The 18,333-nt window shown below is 66.4% G+C and carries 19 protein-coding genes and 1 tRNA gene; 2 read left to right on the top strand and 18 right to left on the bottom strand.

Translation table 11 applies throughout. The features are described from left to right. From V7Z54_RS03385 to tsaD, 18 genes are all read right to left on the bottom strand, one after another. The coding region (locus V7Z54_RS03385; RefSeq protein WP_334134358.1) for an NADH-quinone oxidoreductase subunit J at positions 1–497 on the bottom strand (497 nt) is incomplete at its 3' end. A 23-nt stretch (positions 498–520) separates the two neighbouring features. After that, entirely contained in the window at positions 521–1,030 is a 510-nt protein-coding gene (gene nuoI, locus V7Z54_RS03380; RefSeq protein WP_334134356.1) for an NADH-quinone oxidoreductase subunit NuoI, read from the bottom strand. Between the two features lie 14 nt (positions 1,031–1,044). After that, positions 1,045–2,127: an NADH-quinone oxidoreductase subunit NuoH gene (gene nuoH / locus V7Z54_RS03375; RefSeq protein ID WP_334134354.1), complete on the bottom strand. Its 1,083-nt coding sequence runs from the start codon at positions 2,125–2,127 to the stop codon at positions 1,045–1,047. Then, positions 2,124–4,274, bottom strand: coding sequence for an NADH-quinone oxidoreductase subunit NuoG (nuoG, locus tag V7Z54_RS03370; RefSeq protein WP_334134375.1), 2,151 nt, complete (start codon positions 4,272–4,274; stop codon positions 2,124–2,126). Before nuoG ends, nuoH begins: the two co-directional genes overlap by 4 nt. 13 nt (positions 4,275–4,287) lie before the next feature. Then, a complete protein-coding gene (gene nuoF, locus V7Z54_RS03365) occupies positions 4,288–5,640 on the bottom strand; it encodes an NADH-quinone oxidoreductase subunit NuoF (RefSeq protein WP_334134353.1) in 1,353 nt (450 codons plus the stop codon). Then, entirely contained in the window at positions 5,637–6,167 is a 531-nt protein-coding gene (gene nuoE / locus V7Z54_RS03360; RefSeq protein WP_334134352.1) for an NADH-quinone oxidoreductase subunit NuoE, read from the bottom strand. Before nuoE ends, nuoF begins: the two co-directional genes overlap by 4 nt. Next, positions 6,164–7,417 (bottom strand): NADH-quinone oxidoreductase subunit D, encoded by a 1,254-nt coding sequence (locus V7Z54_RS03355; protein WP_334134350.1) that lies wholly within the window; start codon positions 7,415–7,417, stop codon positions 6,164–6,166. The genes nuoE and V7Z54_RS03355 overlap by 4 nt, the downstream gene beginning before the upstream one ends. A 26-nt stretch (positions 7,418–7,443) precedes the next feature. Continuing rightward, positions 7,444–8,094 (bottom strand): NADH-quinone oxidoreductase subunit C, encoded by a 651-nt coding sequence (locus tag V7Z54_RS03350; protein ID WP_334134349.1) that lies wholly within the window; start codon positions 8,092–8,094, stop codon positions 7,444–7,446. Between the two features lie 35 nt (positions 8,095–8,129). Next, a complete protein-coding gene (locus V7Z54_RS03345) occupies positions 8,130–8,609 on the bottom strand; it encodes a NuoB/complex I 20 kDa subunit family protein (protein ID WP_334134347.1) in 480 nt (159 codons plus the stop codon). A gap of 39 nt (positions 8,610–8,648) precedes the next feature. Then, positions 8,649–9,008, bottom strand: coding sequence for an NADH-quinone oxidoreductase subunit A (locus tag V7Z54_RS03340; protein WP_334134346.1), 360 nt, complete (start codon positions 9,006–9,008; stop codon positions 8,649–8,651). 50 nt (positions 9,009–9,058) lie between these two features. Beyond that, a tRNA-Leu gene (locus V7Z54_RS03335) sits at positions 9,059–9,143 on the bottom strand. 193 nt (positions 9,144–9,336) lie between these two features. Continuing rightward, positions 9,337–9,702, bottom strand: coding sequence for a preprotein translocase subunit SecG (gene secG, locus V7Z54_RS03330; RefSeq protein ID WP_334134344.1), 366 nt, complete (start codon positions 9,700–9,702; stop codon positions 9,337–9,339). Positions 9,703–9,756: 54 nt separating this feature from the next. Then, complete coding sequence (gene tpiA / locus V7Z54_RS03325; RefSeq protein WP_334134343.1) at positions 9,757–10,500, bottom strand: triose-phosphate isomerase; 744 nt, start codon at positions 10,498–10,500, stop codon at positions 9,757–9,759. 43 nt (positions 10,501–10,543) lie between these two features. Next, the gene (locus V7Z54_RS03320; RefSeq protein WP_443082419.1) at positions 10,544–11,545 is read right to left on the bottom strand and encodes an NAD(P)H-quinone oxidoreductase; all 1,002 of its coding nucleotides are present in this window, start codon (positions 11,543–11,545) and stop codon (positions 10,544–10,546) included. Between the two features lie 57 nt (positions 11,546–11,602). Further along, a complete protein-coding gene (gene pnp, locus V7Z54_RS03315) occupies positions 11,603–13,726 on the bottom strand; it encodes a polyribonucleotide nucleotidyltransferase (protein WP_334134340.1) in 2,124 nt (707 codons plus the stop codon). Between the two features lie 232 nt (positions 13,727–13,958). After that, entirely contained in the window at positions 13,959–14,225 is a 267-nt protein-coding gene (rpsO, locus tag V7Z54_RS03310) for a 30S ribosomal protein S15 (RefSeq protein ID WP_334134338.1), read from the bottom strand. 133 nt (positions 14,226–14,358) lie between these two features. Then, positions 14,359–15,633, bottom strand: a complete 1,275-nt coding sequence (locus V7Z54_RS03305) for a branched-chain amino acid ABC transporter substrate-binding protein (protein WP_443082418.1) — start codon at positions 15,631–15,633, stop codon at positions 14,359–14,361. Positions 15,634–15,958: 325 nt separating this feature from the next. Continuing rightward, entirely contained in the window at positions 15,959–17,029 is a 1,071-nt protein-coding gene (gene tsaD / locus V7Z54_RS03300) for a tRNA (adenosine(37)-N6)-threonylcarbamoyltransferase complex transferase subunit TsaD (RefSeq protein ID WP_334134336.1), read from the bottom strand. Positions 17,030–17,289: 260 nt separating this feature from the next. Between tsaD and V7Z54_RS03295 the strand changes: the two genes are divergently transcribed. Further along, positions 17,290–17,991, top strand: coding sequence for a chemotaxis protein CheB (locus V7Z54_RS03295; protein ID WP_334134334.1), 702 nt, complete (start codon positions 17,290–17,292; stop codon positions 17,989–17,991). Then, positions 17,988–18,333 (top strand): CheR family methyltransferase (locus tag V7Z54_RS03290; RefSeq protein ID WP_334134333.1); only part of this gene is annotated, 346 nt, incomplete at its 3' end. The genes V7Z54_RS03295 and V7Z54_RS03290, both read left to right, overlap by 4 nt.

The following is an 18,333-nucleotide window of genomic DNA, read 5'->3' as shown; positions in this document are numbered from 1 at the left end:
ATCGCCGCGATCATGCCCACCAGCAGGATGACCGCCGCCACCTGAATCGGGTACAAGTAGTCGCGGTACAGCAACCGTCCCAGCTCGTAGGTGTTGCGGTGATCGGCGGCGTGCATGGCGCGCGTGGCCACACTGGCGTCGGCGGTGGCGGTCGGGAACCCGGCCCACAGCACCGCGATCAACTCCACGCTCACCACGGCACCCAGCACCAGCGCCAGCGGCAGGTGCTTCCAGAAGCCGGCCCGCATCGCATCCACATTGATGTCGAGCATCATGACCACGAACAGGAACAGCACCATCACCGCGCCCAGGTACACCAGCACCAGCGCGATACCCAAGAACTCGGCCTTCAGCAGCAGCCACAGGGCGGCTGCCTGCGAAAACGCCAGCATCAGATACAGCACCGCGTGCACCGGGTTGCGCGCGGTGATGACGCGCAGGCCCGCAAACAGCAGCACCGCCGAAAAGACATAGAAAAAGGCTGCAACGAAATCCATGATGTGCTCGTGCGCAGGCGGTGTCAGCGATATTTCGCGTCGGCCGCCTTGGCCGCCGCGATCTCCTTCTCGTAGCGATCACCGACGGCCAGCAGCATTTCCTTGGTGAAGTACAGATCGCCGCGTTTTTCGCCGTGGTACTCGAAGATGTGGGTCTCGACGATCGCATCCACCGGACAGGCTTCTTCGCAAAAGCCGCAGAAGATGCACTTGGTCAGGTCGATGTCGTAGCGCGTCGTGCGGCGCGTGCCATCCGCGCGTTCGGCCGACTCGATGGTGATGGCCATCGCGGGGCAGACCGCCTCGCACAGCTTGCAGGCGATACAGCGCTCCTCGCCATTGGGGTAGCGCCGCTGGGCGTGCAACCCACGAAAGCGCGGCGACAGCGGGGTCTTTTCCTCGGGATACTGCAGCGTCACCTTGCGGCGCAGCGCATAGCGCCCGGTCAGGGCCATGCCCTTGAACAACTCCAGCAGCAGAAAACTCTTGAAAAAATCTTTCAGCGAAAACGGGGCGACAGCGGTGGCGGACATCGTTTAGCCCTCCTTCACTTCCACGGATTCCACGGTGTTTGCATCACGGCGCCCACCAGCAGCAGCCACACCAGCGTCACCGGGATGAAGATCTTCCAGCCCAGACGCATGATCTGGTCGTAGCGGAAACGCGGGAACGTGGCGCGGATCCAGATGAACATCGAAACGACGACCGCGGTCTTCAACCCCAGCCAGACCCAGCCCGGGATGGCGTTGAAGAGGTCGCTGTCGATCGGCGGCGCCCAGCCACCGAGAAACATCAAGACCGCGAGGATGGACACCAGCCACATGCTGGCGTACTCCGCCAGGAAGAAGATGGCAAAGCCCATGCCCGAGTACTCGACCATGTGACCGGCGACGATCTCCGCCTCACCCTCCACCACGTCGAACGGGTGGCGGTTGGTTTCGGCCACTGCCGAAATCAGGTACACCATAAAAATAGGCAACAGCGGCAGCCAGTTCCACGACAGGAAGTTCAGCCCCATCTCGGCGGCCACGCCGCGCTGCTGCGAGGCGACGATGTCGGCCAGATTCAGGCTGCCGGCGGTCATCACCACCACCAGGAAGCAAAAGCCGATGGCGATTTCGTAACTCACCATCTGTGCCGAGGCCCGTAGCGCCCCCAAGAACGCGTACTTGGAGTTGGAAGCCCAGCCGGCGATGATCACGCCGTAGACCTCGATGGAGGTGATCGCCAGAATGACCAGCAGGCCGGCGTTGACGTTGGCCAGCACCACATCCGGCCCGAACGGCACCGCCGCCCAAGCCGCCAGCGCTGGCATGATGGCCATGATGGGCCCAAGGCGAAACAGGCCGCCGTTGGCCGCCGTCGGCCGGATCAGTTCCTTGGTGAGAAGCTTGAGCGCATCGGCAATCGGTTGCAGCAATCCAAAAGGTCCCACCCGGTTGGGCCCCAGGCGCACCTGCATGAAGCCCAGCAGTCGCCGCTCCCACCAGGTCAGATACGCCACCAGCAGCATCAGTGGCACCAGCAGCACCACGATCTTGAGCAGAATCCAGATCACCGGCCAGCCGGCCTGCGTCCACCACGCGGCCGTGCTCAGGTTCAGGCCTCCCTGGTACAGCGTGTCGATCATGCGCTCACTCCTTCAGCGACACGGGCACGGCCAGCACGCCCGTCGGCCGTGGCCTGCAGGGCCGGGGCACGCCGCACCAGTGGGTCAAGCTGGTAAATCGGCGCCACGCACGGCAGCGTGCTAGCCGGTGTCAAGTCGATCGCCGCTTGGCAGCGGTTGTCCAGCCGCTCGGCGGGCACGAAAGCGCCACTGACCACGCCGGGCAGGGCCCGCGCCAGCACCTCCTGCGAGGTGTTGTAGTCAAAACCGGGCAGCCCCAGCAGGTTGCCCAGCACGCGCAGCACCTTCCACGCCGGGCGCGTCTCGCCCAGCGGCTTGACCACGGCCTGAAACGACTGCAGGCGCCCTTCGGCGTTGACGAACGAACCCGATGTTTCGGTGAACGGGGCCACTGGCAGCAGCACATCGCTGATGTCGAGGTTGGTGCGGAACGGACTCAGCGTCACCACCATGTCGGCCTCGGCCAGCCCGGTCGCCGGCGCGGCAGTGTCCAGCCCCGGCTCCACGCCCAGCAACAGCGCCGCTTTCAGCGTCCCCGGCTGCAACATCTGGCTGGCGTTGAGGCCGCCGTCCCCGGGCAACGCGCCCACCAGCTGAGCCCCTACCGTGTTGGCAGCCTCGGTCAGCACACCCCAGCGCGCCCCACACTGCTGGGCAATCCACTGCGCCAGCGCCAGCAACGACGCCGCACGCTCATGGTGCGCGGCCGCGTTGCCCAGCAGCACGGCCTTGCGCTCGCCGCCCAGCAGTGACTGGGCGATCGCCCGCGCTGTGTCGTCGGCCGACACCCCTTCCAGCCCGACAGGAACCGACACGCCGCACGCCTGCGCCACCGCCACCGCCACCTGCGCCAGTGCCTGCACCCAGTCGCTAATGGGTGCAGCCAGCACGGTGTGCACGGGCATCGCCCAGTCGGGCGCGGCCTGCACCAGCGCCGACACCTGCCCCCCCTTGCGCACCGCCTGGCGGATGCGCTGTGCAAACAGCGGGTGGTCCTTGCGCAGGTTCGACCCCACCACCAGCACGCGATCCAGCGCGGACAGGTCTGCAATGGGCATCCCCAGCCAGCGGGCGGCACCCGCGGGCGCTGCGGTGTCGAAGGCGGCGGCGCGCAGCCGGTGGTCAATGTTGGGGCTCCCCAGGCCGCTCATCAGGGCGCGCGCCAACGCCAGCTCCTCGACCGTGGCGTGCGGGCTGGCCAGCAGGCCGATCGCCAACGCGCCATGCTGCTCGCGCACGCCTTTGAGGCCATTGGCCACGTACTCCAGTGCCGTCTGCCAGTCCACCGTTCGCCACTCACCGCCATGCTTGATCATCGGCTGCGTCAGGCGCTCGGCGCTGTTGAGCGCCTCGTAGCTGAAGCGATCGCGGTCGGCGATCCAGCACTCGTTGACCGCCTCGTTTTCCAGCGGCACGACACGCAGTACGCGGTCGCCCTTGACCTGCACAACCAAATTGGCCCCGGTGGAGTCGTGCGGGCTGATGCTCTTGCGGCGCGACAGCTCCCACGTGCGCGCCGCGTAGCGAAACGGCTTGCTGGTGAGTGCCCCCACTGGACACAGGTCGATCATGTTGCCCGACAGCTCCGAGTCCACCGTCTGGCCAACGAAGGTCTCGATCTCGGAGTGCTCGCCGCGGTGGCTCATGCCGAGTTCCATGACGCCGGCGATCTCCTGCCCGAAGCGCACGCACCGGGTGCAGTGGATGCAGCGGCTCATCTCCTCCATCGAGATCAGCGGCCCGACGTTTTTGTGAAAGACGACGCGCTTTTCTTCCTCGTAGCGCGAGCGCGTGCCGCCGTAGCCCACCGCCAGATCCTGCAGCTGGCACTCGCCGCCCTGGTCGCAGATCGGACAGTCCAACGGGTGGTTGATCAGCAAAAACTCCATCACGGCCTTTTGGGCCTTGATGGCTTTGTCGCTCTTGGTGCGCACCACCATGCCCATGGTCACCGGCGTGGCACAGGCCGGCATCGGCTTGGGCGCCTTCTCCACATCGACCAGGCACATGCGGCAGTTGGCCGCGATGGACAGCTTTTTGTGGTAGCAAAAGTGCGGGATATAGACCCCGGCCTTCTCGGCCGCATGCATGACCATGCTACCGGCGGGCACCTCGACCTTGCGGCCGTCGAGTTCGATTTCGACCATGGTGGGCTTTCCCTCAGACATACGCCGGAACCATGCAGGTCTTGTGTTCGACGTGGTATTCGAATTCGTGGCGGAAGTGCTTGATCATCCCCCGCACCGGCATCGCCGCCGCATCACCCAGCGCGCAGATGGTGCGCCCCATGATATTCTCGGCCACGTTGTCGAGCAGCTCGAGATCGCTCGGGCGCCCCTGGCCATTTTCGATGCGGTCCACCACGCGCCACAGCCAGCCCGTGCCTTCGCGACACGGCGTGCACTGACCGCAGGACTCGTGCATGTAGAAGTAGCTCAGCCGCTGCAGCGACTTGACCATGCAGCGGGTCTCATCCATCACGATGACCGCGCCCGACCCCAGCATCGAGCCAGCCTTGGCGATGCTGTCGTAGTCCATGGTCAGGTCCATCATGATCTCGGCGGGCAACACGGGCGCCGACGAGCCCCCCGGAATGACGGCCTTCAGCCGCCGCCCGCCGCGCACCCCACCGGCCAGTTCCAGCAACTTGGCAAACGGGGTGCCCATCGGGATTTCGTAGTTGCCGGGACGCTCGACGTCACCGCTGACGGAGAAAATCTTGGTACCCCCATTGTTGGGCTTGCCCACTTCCAGGTAGGCCTGCCCGCCGTGGCGAATGATCCACGGCACGGCGGCAAACGTTTCGGTGTTGTTGATGGTGGTGGGCTTACCGTACAAGCCGTAGCTGGCCGGAAACGGCGGCTTGAAGCGCGGCTGGCCCTTTTTGCCCTCCAGCGACTCCAGCAGTGCGGTCTCCTCACCGCAGATGTAGGCCCCGAAGCCGTGGTGCGCGTGCAGCTGAAAGCTGAAGCCGCTGCCCAGGATGTTATCGCCCAGGTACCCCGCCGCGCGTGCCTCCTCCAGCGCCTCCTGGAAGCGCTCATACACCTGGAAGATCTCGCCGTGGATGTAGTTGTAGCCGACGGAAATCCCCATCGCATACGCCGCAATCGCCATGCCCTCAATGACGATATGCGGGTTGTACATGAGGATGTCGCGGTCCTTACAGGTGCCGGGCTCACCCTCGTCGGAGTTGCAGACCAGATACTTCTGCCCCGGAAACTGGCGCGGCATGAAGCTCCACTTCAGGCCGGTGGGAAAGCCCGCGCCGCCACGACCGCGCAGCGCACTGGTCTTGACCTCGGCGATCACCTGATCCGGTGTCATCCCCTGGCCGCCATCTTGGCCCAGGATCTTGCGCAGCGCCTGGTAGCCACCACGCGCCTCATAGTCCTTCAAGCGCCAGTTGGTGCCGTCCAGCCCGGCGTAAATCTGCGGCTGGATGTGGCGACCGTGGAAGCAGGTTTGCACCCCGGTGGCCTGGAATTGCTGCAGCAGCGCGTTGACGTTCATGCCTGGCCCTCCTGCGCCGCGGCGCGCAATCCCTCAATGAGCTGATCAAGGCGCTCGGTAGTCATGAAGCTGCACATGTGCCGGTCGTTGACCAGCATCACCGGCGCGTCAGCACACGCCCCCACACATTCGCAAGACTGCAACGTAAACAGCCCGTCAGCCGTCGTCTGCCCCGGTTGCACCCCCAGCTTGTCGGCCAGATACTGCAGCGTCTTAGCGCCATCGCGCAGCTGGCACGGCAGGTTGGTGCAGACGTTGAGCTTGAAGCGCCCCACCGGCTGCTGGTTGTACATGTTGTAGAAGGTGGTCACCTCGTGCACGGCTATCGGTGCCATGCCCAGATAGTTCGCCACCGCCAACTCGGCGGCCGGACTCACCCAGCCATACTCCTGCTGCACGATGGCCAAACACGCCATGACCGCAGATTGACGTTGATCGGCCGGGTACTTGGCCACTTCGCGCGCAAAGCGCGCTAGCGTCGCCTCGGACAGCGCCAGCGGCTTCAGCGCGGGGGTCTCGGTGCTCATCGGTCGATTTCTCCAAACACGATGTCCAGGGTGCCGATGATGGCCACCGCATCGGCCAGCATGTGGCCGCGCGCCATCTCGTCCAGACAGGACAGGTGCGCAAAACCCGGCGCGCGGATCTTGAGGCGATACGGCTTGTTGGCGCCGTCGCTGACGATGTAGATGCCGAACTCGCCCTTGGGGTGCTCGACCGCGGCGTAGGCCTCCCCCTCAGGCACGTGAAAGCCCTCGGTGAACAGCTTGAAGTGATGGATGAGCGCCTCCATGTCGGCCTTCATCGCCTCGCGCTTCGGCGGCGCCACCTTGGTGTTGTCGGTAATCACGGGCCCGGGGTTGGCACGCAGCCAGTCCACGCACTGTTTGATGATGCGGTTGGACTGTCGCATCTCCTCCATGCGCACCAGATAGCGGTCGTAGGTGTCGCCGTTTTTGCCGACCGGAATGTCGAACTCGAGCCGGTCGTACACCTCGTAGGGCTGTTTCTTGCGCAGGTCCCACGGCACGCCCGAGCCGCGCAGCATCGGGCCGGTCATGCCCATCGCCAGCGCCTTCTCGGGCGGCACGACGCCGATGCCCACCGTGCGCTGCTTCCAGATGCGGTTGTCGGTCAGCAGCGTGTGGTATTCGTCTAGGTACTGCGGGAAGCGCTGCGTGAAGTCGTCGATGAAGTCCAGCAGCGAGCCTTGCCGGTTGCGGTTGAGCTCCTCCAGCGGGCGCGCACCCCGGATCTTGCCCGGCTGGTGCTGCGGCATGGTATCGGGCAAATCGCGGTAAACGCCGCCCGGGCGGAAATAGGCCGCGTGCATGCGCGCGCCCGACACCGCCTCGTACATGTCGAACAAGTCCTCGCGCTCGCGGAAGCAGTACAGCAAGATGGTGGAGCTGCCGCAGTCGTTGCCGTGCGAACCCAGCCACATCAGGTGATTGAGCAGCCGCGTGATCTCGGCGAACATGACGCGGATGTACTGCGCCCGGATCGGCACTTCGATGCCGAGCAGCTTCTCGATGGCCAGACAATAGGCGTGCTCGTTGCACATCATCGAGACGTAGTCCAGCCGGTCCATGTACGGCAGCGACTGGATATACGTCTTGTGCTCGGCAAGCTTCTCGGTGGCGCGGTGCAACAGCCCAATGTGGGGGTCGGCCCGCTGCACCACTTCGCCGTCGAGCTCCAGCACCAGGCGCAGCACGCCGTGCGCCGCCGGGTGCTGGGGCCCAAAGTTCAGGGTGTAGTTTTTGATCTCTGCCATGTCGATCTACCCCAGGGGACACCCGGTCAATGCAGCCCCCCGTAGCCGTCTTCGCGGATGATGCGCGGCGTGATTTCTCGCGGCTCGATGGACACCGGCTCGTAGACAACGCGCCGACGCTCGGGGTCGTAGCGCATCTCGACGTGGCCCGACAGCGGAAAGTCCTTGCGGAACGGATGCCCGATGAACCCATAGTCGGTGAGGATGCGGCGCAGGTCGGCGTGCCCCTCGAACACGATGCCGTACAGGTCGAAGGCCTCGCGCTCGTACCAGTTGGCCGACGGCCACAGGTCAGTGACGGTGTCGATGACCGGAAACTCGTCATCCGGGCAGAAGGTGCGCACCCGCACGCGCTGGTTCAGCGTCACCGACAGCAGGTGCACGACGACCGCAAAGCGCGACCCCTCCCAGGCGCCGTCGCGGTAGGTGGAGTAGTCCACGCCGCACAGATCGATCAGCTGCTCGAAACGGCAGCCGGGGGCGTCGCGCAGGGTACGCATGGCTTCGCGATACTGCCCCGCCTCGACCACCACGGTGACCTCGTCACGCTGCAGCTGCACGCTGCGCGCGCGCTGTCCCAGCGCCGCCTGCACCGCCTCGAACACGGCCTGCGGCGATGGGCGATGGGCCTGCCGGGCCAGCGCAGCCCAGTCAGTGGCGGACGTCGTCGCTGTCATCGAATACTCTCCTGGGGTTACCCGATCAACGCCGGTCAAACACGCGCAATGGTGTGGGTGCGCCGGATCTTGTGCTGCAGCTGGATGATGCCGTACAGCAGCGCTTCGGCCGTGGGCGGACAGCCGGGCACATAGACATCAACGGGCACGATACGGTCACAGCCCCGCACCACCGAATAGCTGTAGTGGTAATAGCCGCCGCCATTGGCGCACGAACCCATGCTGATCACCCAGCGTGGCTCGGCCATCTGATCGTAGACCTTGCGCAACGCCGGCGCCATTTTGTTGCACAGCGTGCCGGCCACGATCATCAGGTCGGACTGACGAGGACTGGCTCGGAACACCTCGGCACCGAAGCGCGCGATATCGTAGCGCGCGGTGGCCGCATGCATCATTTCGACTGCACAACACGCCAACCCAAACGTCATCGGCCACAGCGAACCGGTTTTGGCCCAGTTCACCACCGCGTCGTAGCTGGTGGTGAAGAACCCTTCCTTGAACACACCCTCGATCATCTGCGGCTCCCAGGTTGCATCGGTACCACGGCGCCGGGATCACTCCCAGTCCAGCGCGCCCTTCTTCCACTCGTAGGCAAAGCCCACCACCAGAATCGCCAGGAATATCACGCCGGCCCAAAAGCCAGTGGCGCCGATGTCGGCAAAGGCCACCGCCCACGGGATCAGGAAGGCAATTTCGAGATCGAACAGGATAAACAGGATGGCGACGAGGTAGTAGCGCACGTCGAACTTCATGCGTGCGTCCTCGAACGCCTCGAACCCACACTCGTAGGGGGAGTTCTTTTCCGGATCCGGCCGGTTGGGTCCGAGCACGTATCCAAATACCTGCGGGAGCACACCGACCGCCAAGCCAACGAGAATGAACAGAAAAACCGGCAAATACTGCTCGAGGCTCACGGTCTCCTCCGGGAAAAAGCGCCCTGCAGGCGCTCTTGGGTGTTTGATATTGGTGCCGACGGCGAGACTCGAACTCGCACAGCTTTCGCCACTACCCCCTCAAGATAGCGTGTCTACCAATTCCACCACGTCGGCAAGGGGCAGCCGTCGAGCGCTGGCGATGGCTGCACCGCGCCAGCAGCTAACCGTGTCTCGACGACTCCGCTATTGTAGCCGCAAAAAAACCCCGGCCGCAGTGCCGGGGGTCCTTGGTAGCAGAGTGCCTGTTTCGGGCCAGAGGGTGTGTCGCGCAGCAGGCCAGTCCGCTCCCTGCCGACGCGCAACGCCTTCAGCGTCCGGGAATCTGCGACGCCGGCGCTGGGTCGGCGGGCGGCGCACTGGGCACGGCAGACGACGCGGGCGCAGGCACGGCGGGCACCGTCTCCAGCACGCTGCTGCCACCGGCAGCCTGTGGACGCTGGTAGCCCAGGAAGGCCAGTGCCAGGGTCGAAGCCAGAAATACCGTGGCCAGCACCGCCGTGCTGCGCGACAGGAAATTGGCCCCCCCGGTGGCACCGAACAAGCTGGCCGAGGCACCACCACCAAACGCGGCTCCCGCGTCCGCCCCCTTGCCATGCTGCATCAACACCAGACCAATCATGGCCAGTGCCGACAGGACCTGGACGATCATCAGCAATGTGGACAACACCGTCATCTGTATCCCTTTCGAAGCCAAAAACGAATCACGGACCACGCGGCCCGCGGCGGTTCAGTCGGCAGCGGCGATGATGCGCAAAAACTCGTCGGCCTTGAGCGACGCCCCGCCAATCAGCCCGCCATCGATGTCGGGCTGGGCCAGCAGCGCCGCCGCATTGCCGGCGTTCATGCTACCGCCGTAGAGGATACGCACGCGCCGCTCGTTGGGCACGGCAGCGCGCAACTGCGCGCGCAGCACCGCGTGCACGGCCTGCGCTTGTTCCGGGGTGGCGGTGCGCCCGGTGCCAATGGCCCACACGGGCTCGTAGGCAACCACGATTTCGCTGACACAGTGCCCGACGACGTGGATCACGGCGGCCAACTGGCGCTTGACGATGAATTCGGTGTCGCCCTGGTCACGCTGGGCCTGCGTCTCGCCGACGCAGACGATGGGCGTAATGCCGGCGGCCAGTGCCCGCTGCGCCTTGCGTGCGACGACGTCGTCGGTTTCGCCGTGGTACTGGCGACGCTCCGAGTGTCCTACGATCACGTAGCGGCACCCAAAGTCGCGCAACATGGAAGCGCTCACCTCGCCGGTGTAGGCGCCCGCCTCGTGCGCCGACACATCCTGCGCCCCCCAGGCGATGGGACCACCCGCGCACGCCCCCTGCACCTGCGCCAGATAGGGAAACGGCACGCACACCGCCACATCAGCAGCAGGCTCGGCAGGCAGACCGGTACGCAACGCGCGCAGCAAGTCAGCGTTGCTGAGCAGGCTGCCGTTCATTTTCCAATTGCCGACAATCAGCTTGCGCATGGGTGCATTCCTCGTCAAACAGGTTGTCTTGCGGTGCCGCCCCTCAGCCAGGCAGCCGACTCCAGTCGATGATGAGCTTGCCGATGTGCCGGTTGGACTCCATCAGCGCATGCGCCTGGGCCGCTTCCTGCGGCGCAAACACCTGGTGAATAACGGGACGGATCGCCCCGCGCTCGATCAGCGGCCAGACGTGCCGCCGCAGTTCGCGGGCAATGGCGGCCTTGAACGCCACCGGACGTGGCCGCAGCGTGGAGCCCGTGATCGTCAGGCGCCGCCGCAGCACCAAGGCGGCGTCGAACGCCGCGTCGGTGCCACCCTGCACCGCGATGATCAGCAACCGGCCGTCTTCGGCCAGACACGACACTTCGCGCGCCACGTAGGCGCCAGCCACCATGTCCAGGATCACATCCACGCCACGCCCGTGGGTGAGGCGCTGCACCTCGGCCGCAAAATCCTGGCTGCGGTACAGGATTGCGGCCTCGGCCCCGAGCTGCAGGCAGGCCTCGGCCTTGTCGGCACCGCCCACCGTGACGAACACCCGCGCGCCGAACGCCCGCGCCAGCTGGATGGCCGTCACGCCGATGCCACTTGAGCCGCCTTGCACCAGCAGCGTCTCGCCGGCCTGCAGCCGGCCGCGGTCGAAGACGTTGCTCCAGACGGTAAAGAAGGTCTCCGGGATGCCCGCGGCCTCCACATCGCTCCACCCGCGTGGCACGGGCAGACACTGCCCAACCGGAGCCACGCAGTACTGCGCGTAGCCGCCGCCGGCCACCAACGCGCACACGTGGTCGCCGATGCGCAGCCCCGCAGCTTCCATCGCCTCCACGTCACCGCAGTCGATGACGCCCGCCACCTCCAGCCCGGGCAGATCGGACGCCCCCGCAGGCGGCGCATAGCGCCCCAGACGCTGCAACACGTCCGGGCGGTTGATCCCCGAGGCGCTGACCCGGATGCGCACCTCGCCCTCGCCCGGCTCGGGCACGGGGCGCTGCGTCAGGCGCAGCACCTGCGGCGCACCATACGCGCTGATTTCGATGGCCTGCATCTCACGCGCCATGGCTGAATCTCCGGAGGGCAGAAGCCGCAGCGGCGGGCTGCCTGCTCACTGCTGCTGTTGCTGCTGCGCCGCGACGTCACGCTCGGTCAGCGCCTTCATCGACAGCTTGATGCGGCCCTTGTCGTCGGTCTCGATGACCTTGACCTTCACCACCTGCCCTTCCTTGAGGAAGTCAGACACCTTCTCGATGCGCTGGTGCGCAATCTGGCTGATGTGCAGCAGGCCGTCCTTGCCGGGCAGGATGTTGACCAGTGCGCCGAAGTCCAGAATTTTGGTCACCGGCCCCTCGTAGACCTGGCCGACTTCGACCTCGGCGGTGATCTCCTCGATGCGGCGGCGGGCCTCGGCGGCGCGGTCCGCGTCAGTCGAGGCAATCGTGATGGTGCCGTCTTCGGCGATGTCGATGGTGGTACCGGTCTCCTCGGTGATAGCACGAATGGTTGCACCGCCCTTGCCGATCACGTCGCGGATCTTCTCCGGGTTGATCTTCATCGTGTACAGGCGCGGCGCATACACCGAGATGTCCTCGCGCGCGCCGGCAATGGCGGCCTGCATCTGCTGCAGGATATGCAGCCGCGCTTCCTTGGCCTGCGCCAGCGCCACCTGCATGATTTCCTTGGTGATGCCCTGGATCTTGATGTCCATCTGCAGGGCAGTCACGCCCTGCGTGGTGCCCGCCACCTTGAAGTCCATGTCACCCAGGTGATCTTCATCGCCCAGGATGTCGGTCAACACCGCAAACCGGTTGCCTTCCTTGATCAGGCCCATGGCGATGCCGGCCACGTGCGCCTTCATCGGCACCCCCGCGTCCATCAGCGCCAAGCAGCCGCCGCAGACGGTGGCCATCGACGACGAACCGTTGGACTCCGTGACCTCCGACACGACCCGGATGGTGTAGGGAAACTCGTCCTTGCTGGGCAAGCAGGCCACCAGCGCCCGCTTGGCCAGTCGGCCGTGGCCGATCTCGCGCCGCTTCGGTGCTCCCACCCGCCCCGTCTCGCCGGTGGCAAACGGGGGCATGTTGTAGTGCAGCATGAAGCGGTCCTGGTATTCACCGGACAACGCGTCGATGATCTGTGCATCGCGCTCGGTGCCAAGCGTCGCTATCACCAGTGCCTGCGTCTCGCCGCGCGTAAACAACGCCGAGCCGTGCGTGCGCGGCAGCACGCCGGTGCGGATCTCGATGGGACGCACGGTGCGCGTGTCGCGACCGTCGATGCGCGGCTCGCCCGCCAGGATCTGCTGGCGCACGATGCGCGATTCGATTTCGAACAACAGGCCGTCGACCTTGACCTCGTCGAACGCCACCCCAAGCTCAGTCAGCGCCGCTTTGACCTGTGCGTAGGCCTCGCGGCAGGCCTGCGTACGCGCCTGCTTGTTACGGATTTGGTAGGCGGCACGCAGCGGCGCCTCGCCCAGCTCGTTGACCTGCGCGATGAGCGCCTCATCGCGCGGCGGCGGCTGCCAGTCCCACGCGGGCTTGCCCGCCACCCGTACCAGTTCGTTGATGGCCTCGATGGCGCGCCGGCCCTGCTCGTGGCCGAACACCACCGCACCCAGCATGATCTCCTCGCTGAGCTGGTCAGCTTCAGACTCGACCATCAGCACCGCCGACTCGGTGCCCGCCACCACCAAATCCAGCCGCGAGTTGGCGCGCTCGGTCGGCCCCGGGTTGAGCACATACTCGCCGTTGACGTAGCCAACACGGGCCGCCCCGATGGGGCCGTTGAACGGGATGCCGCTGATGGCCAGCGCCGCGCTGGAGGCGATCAGCGCCGGGATGTCGGCGTCCACCTCCGGGTTGAGCGACAGCGTGTGCACGACGATCTGCACCTCGTTGAAGAAGCCGTCGGGAAACAACGGGCGGATCGGCCGGTCGATCAGGCGGCTGGTCAGCGTCTCGTACTCGCTGGGGCGGCCTTCGCGCTTGAAAAAGCTGCCGGGAATCTTGCCCGCCGCGTACGCCTTCTCAACGTAGTCCACCGTCAGCGGAAAAAAGTCTTGCCCCGGCTTGGGATCGGGACGCGCCACCACCGTGGCCAGCACGACGGTGCCGTCCATGTCCAACAGCACGGCACCGGTGGCCTGACGCGCGATCTCGCCGGTCTCCATCGTGACCGTGTGCCGACCCCACTGAAACGTTTGGGTGTGCTTCTGAAACAGACTCATGGGTTCTCCATCAACGACAGGGCCGCCCGCTCAGAACACGATGCCATTCCAGCACCCAACGCCCACGCCAGTGGGGTGTTGGAATGACACAGCTTCGCTCCGGGCCGGTCGGACCATGGTTTTCGACGATGCTGCATCGTCTATGATGCAACAAAAAAACACCCGGACCGCGCTGCGATCCTGGGCGTTGGACGGGTGCGCGACGCGCACCCGGTTGGGCGACCCCCACGGCTTACTTGCGCAAGCCCAGCTTCTGGATCAGCGCAACGTAGCGGTCGGCGTCCTTGCGCTTCAGATAGTCGAGCAGCTTGCGGCGGCGGCTGACCAGCTTCAGCAGACCACGACGGCCGTGGTGATCCTTCTTGTGGGTCTGGAAGTGCGGGGTCAACTCGTTGATGCGGGCAGTCAGCAGCGCCACCTGCACTTCGGGGCTGCCGGTGTCGTGGGCGCCGCGCGCGTGCTCGGCAATAACCTTGGCTTTGACTTCGGATGTGATCATGAAAGACCTCGACAGGGGGACATGCGATCCGCAGCAGCCAGTGCGCAGCTCTGCCCGACAGGACAGCCCACACCGCCGCCACGGACGTGACGCCTCCAGCACCACTTGGCGCTGAAGGGCTAGCATTCTATCATCATGGCCGCACCATACGGCAGGTGTGGGGCATCTCGGCCGCTTCGGGCTCGATGCGCTTGATCACCCGAAAGCCGTAGCCCGATCCCTCCACGTCGAATGGCACGCCGGGCGCACCCTGGCGATCCATCACGGCCACCATCAATGGCTGCTGAGCCTGATGATCGTCGGCGCGCATGCGCAAGCGCTGCCCAGCCAACGCCACATCAGCCCTCTCCAGCGCTTGCGCTATCGCATGCGCCCGGGGCAGTTCGCCCGCCTTGGCGCCTGGCGCGCGTGCCGCGCGCTCAATGGCCTGCGCCAGCGCCTCGATCATCAGCTGCATGCGCATGTGGATGTAGTCATCGGCCGGGTTGGGAAAGCGCTGCCGGAACGCCTGGTAAAATGCGCGTGCTGCTTCGCCCGGCGCGTTGGGAAACCAGTCGGCCACCGCCAGCACCTTGCCCACCCCAGCGTCACCGATGGCCGCCGGCGCCCCCAGCGCATTACCGTAGAACGTGTAGAACTTGCCATCGAAGCCACCTTCGCGCGCCGCGCGCACCAGCAGCGTCAAATCGTTGCCCCAGTTACCGGTGATAACGGCCTGCGCCCCACTGGCCTTGATCTTGGTGACGTAGGGCAGAAAATCCTTGATGCGCGCCATCGGGTGTAGCTCCTCACCGACAATGCGCACATCGGGCCGCTGCAGCGCCAGCTGGCGCCGCGCCTCGCGCAGCACCGCATGCCCGAAGCTGTAGTCCTGCCCGATCAGGTACACGTCGCGCACTTCGGTGTCGTCCTTGAGCACGCTCATCAGCGCCGCCATACGCATGTCGGCGTGCGCATCGAAGCGAAAATGCCAATAGCTGCAGCGCTCGTTAGTCAACACCGGATCGACAGCGGCATAGTTCAATAGCAGCACAGCGCGCTGCGGATCGCGGGCGTTGTGGCGGTTGATCGCCTCGATCAGGGAGGCCGCCACCGCCGAAGAATTGCCCTGCGCCACCAGCGTGATGCCATCGTCCAGCGCCGACTGCAGGGCCGACAGTGCCTCTTGCGCCTGCCCCTTGCTGTCGTAGCGCACGATCTGCAGCGGCCGCCGCTGCCCGCCCCCCAGATCGATACCGCCGCGCGCGTTGACACGCTCGGCCGCCCACACCAGGTTGCGAAACACCGCCTCGCCGGCGTTGCCCATCGGCCCCGACAACCCCTCGATCAGCGCCAGCCGCACCGGTTCATGGTCGCGCGCCCCCTGTGCCCACGCGGTCCCCCATCCGGCCGTCGCCACTGCGGCCATACCCACGAGCCAGCGCCGCCGGCTCCACAGCTGCTGCATGCGATCACTCATCTGTGCATTCGTCCTTGGTTCGTCGTTGGCCCAGCCAACGGGGCCAGGGCATCGTGCGCCCGTTCGCGATCCCGCCAGTCAGCGACCGCCAGGACGCGAAACACAACGGACGCCGTGCGCCCTCCCCGGATCGCCGGGCCGCCTGTCCTACGCCCCCGCCAACTGCAAAGGGCGCGCAGATTGTAGCGCGATCCGCCCTTGATAATTCATAATTACCGATGACCGCGCACTGCACTTATCTGCTGCCGCACCGGGCATCAAACCGCAGTGGCCCTCAACCGGGCTGAACCCCGCCATCGGCCGCCCCGGCCGGATCGATGGCGTGCAGCGACCAGCGCGGACGGACGTCGAACGCCCCGCCATCCCCTTGCGCCGGCCAGCCGCCTGCCTGCCAACGCATCGCGGCTGCCAGCGCGATCATGGCCCCGTTGTCGGTGCACAGCGCCAGCTCGGGGTAATGCACACGCCAACCTTCGCGCTGCGCACGCGCGTTGAGCTGGGCACGCAGCCGCGAATTGGCGCCTACCCCACCGGCTACCACCAGACGTGCCAGTCCGGTGGCGCGCATGGCCTGCCCGGCCTTGTGCGCCAGCACGTCTACGATGGCCGCTTCAGTCGCCGCTGCCAAGTCGGCGCGTCGTGCCTGCAGCTGCGGACCGAGCTTGCGCACCTGGGTCAGCACGGCGGTTTTTAGTCCCGCGAAGGAAAAATCCAGGTCACCGCTGTGCAACAGCGGCCGGGGCAGGGCAAACGCAGTCGGGTCGCCCTGCTGCGCCAGACGCGACAGCGCGGGACCACCGGGGTAGCCCAGCCCCAACAGTTTGGCCGACTTGTCAAACGCCTCACCCGCCGCGTCGTCGATCGTCTCCCCCAGCAGGGTGTAGCGCCCCACCCCGTCGACACGCATCAGCTGGGTGTGTCCACCCGAGACCAGCAGCGCCACGAACGGAAATTCCGGCGGGTCGGTGCTCAGAAACGGCGACAGCAGATGCCCCTCCAGATGGTGCACCCCGAGCGCAGGCACACCCAGCGCCATCGCCATGGCGCTGGCCACCCCAGCGCCCACGAGCAAGGCGCCGGCAAGACCGGGCCCACGCGTGTAGGCCACCGCGTCGATGGCGTGCAGCGTCACCCCGGCCTCGCTCAGCGCCGCCTCCGTCAGCGGCAGCACGCGCCGGATGTGGTCGCGACTGGCCAGCTCCGGCACCACGCCCCCATAGTCGTGATGCATGGTCACCTGGCTGTGTAGCGCCGCGCCGACCAGTTGCACCGTGCCGTCCGGACGCAGGTGCACCACCGCCACCCCAGTCTCATCACAGGACGATTCGATACCCAAAAACCACATGCTGGCGTGCAGTGTACCCGCGTGTGCGGACCCGTTTTCGCCGCAACGACCACACAAGCGCTTAGAATGTCCTGAACGCAACCACCCCGCGTCATCAGAACAGGCCGGTCACACGGCCTCGTCACCCCCAGTGCCATGGCCAACATAGCCATCCGCGCCGCCCATCCCATCGCCATCATTGGCGCTTCCGCTGGTGGGCTGGAGCCGCTGCGCGAGCTGCTGGCCGCAGTGCCGTAGTCGGCGCGGCTGTCGATCGTCTCGTGGCTCAGCATCTGGGCGGCCAGGAGCCGTCGTCGCTGGTGCACCTGCTGCAGTCCCTCACCCCGCTGAAAGTGCAGGCGGCGCGCGACGGGCAGGCGCTGCTGCCCGGCACCGTGCTGGTGGTGCCTCCTGGCCGCCATGCCGAGCTCGAAAACCTGCGGCTGCGCCTGCACGCGGTGCCTGCCGGCACCACGCCTGCACCCTCCATCGACCGTCTGCTGGCCAGCGCGGCCGGGGTGGCGGGGCGGGTGATCGGCATCATCCTGTCCGGCACGGGCCGGGACGGCGCTGTCGGCGCCCGCACGTTACGCGATGCTGGCGGCACCCTCTGGGCCGAGCGGCCGCAGGAGGCGCCGTTCGCGTCGATGCCGCAGGCCATCGTGTCGCGTGAACTGGCCGACCACGTGGACACCGCAGCCGCGCTCGGGCGCCGACTCGGTTCGCTGACGGCGGCGCGGCATGGCGGCCAGACACCCGACAGCACCATGGCGGGCGAGCGCGACGCACTGGCAGCGCTGATCACGCTGCTGGCCGAACACACGGGGCTCGATCTGCAGCAGTACCAGACGGCCACGCTGCGGCGCCCGTTTGAACGCATCCTGCGTCAGGAGGGGCTACCCAGCCTGGCGGCGCTGCTGCGCGCGGGCCAACAGCGGCCAGAGCTGCTGGGCACGCCGGCACAGTCGGCACCATCGGCGTGACCTCATGGCTGCGCGATCCCGGCGCCTTTGCGGCACTGCGGGCTGCGCTGCGCAAGCGCATCGCCGCGCGCGTGGCCACCACACTGCCGATCCGCGCCTGGTCGGTGGGTTGCTCGAGCGGCGAGGAGGCGTATGCACAGGCCATGCTGATCGATGATGTGCTGCGCAAGTTGGCCCGCAGCGGTGACTGCATGGCGCTGGGCACCGACGGCAACGCGCAGGCGATCGAGCAGGCCCGTGCCGGCTTGTTCGACCTGGAGGGTGCACAGGCCCTGCCGGCGGCTAGGCGCGAACGCTACTTCACCCGCATCGGGCAGATGCTGCGGGTGCAGCAGGAGGTGC

This window comes from Tepidimonas sp., from assembly GCF_036824975.1.
GTDB lineage: Bacteria > Pseudomonadota > Gammaproteobacteria > Burkholderiales > Burkholderiaceae_C > Tepidimonas.
This window is presented reverse-complemented; position numbering and strand designations above follow the sequence as displayed.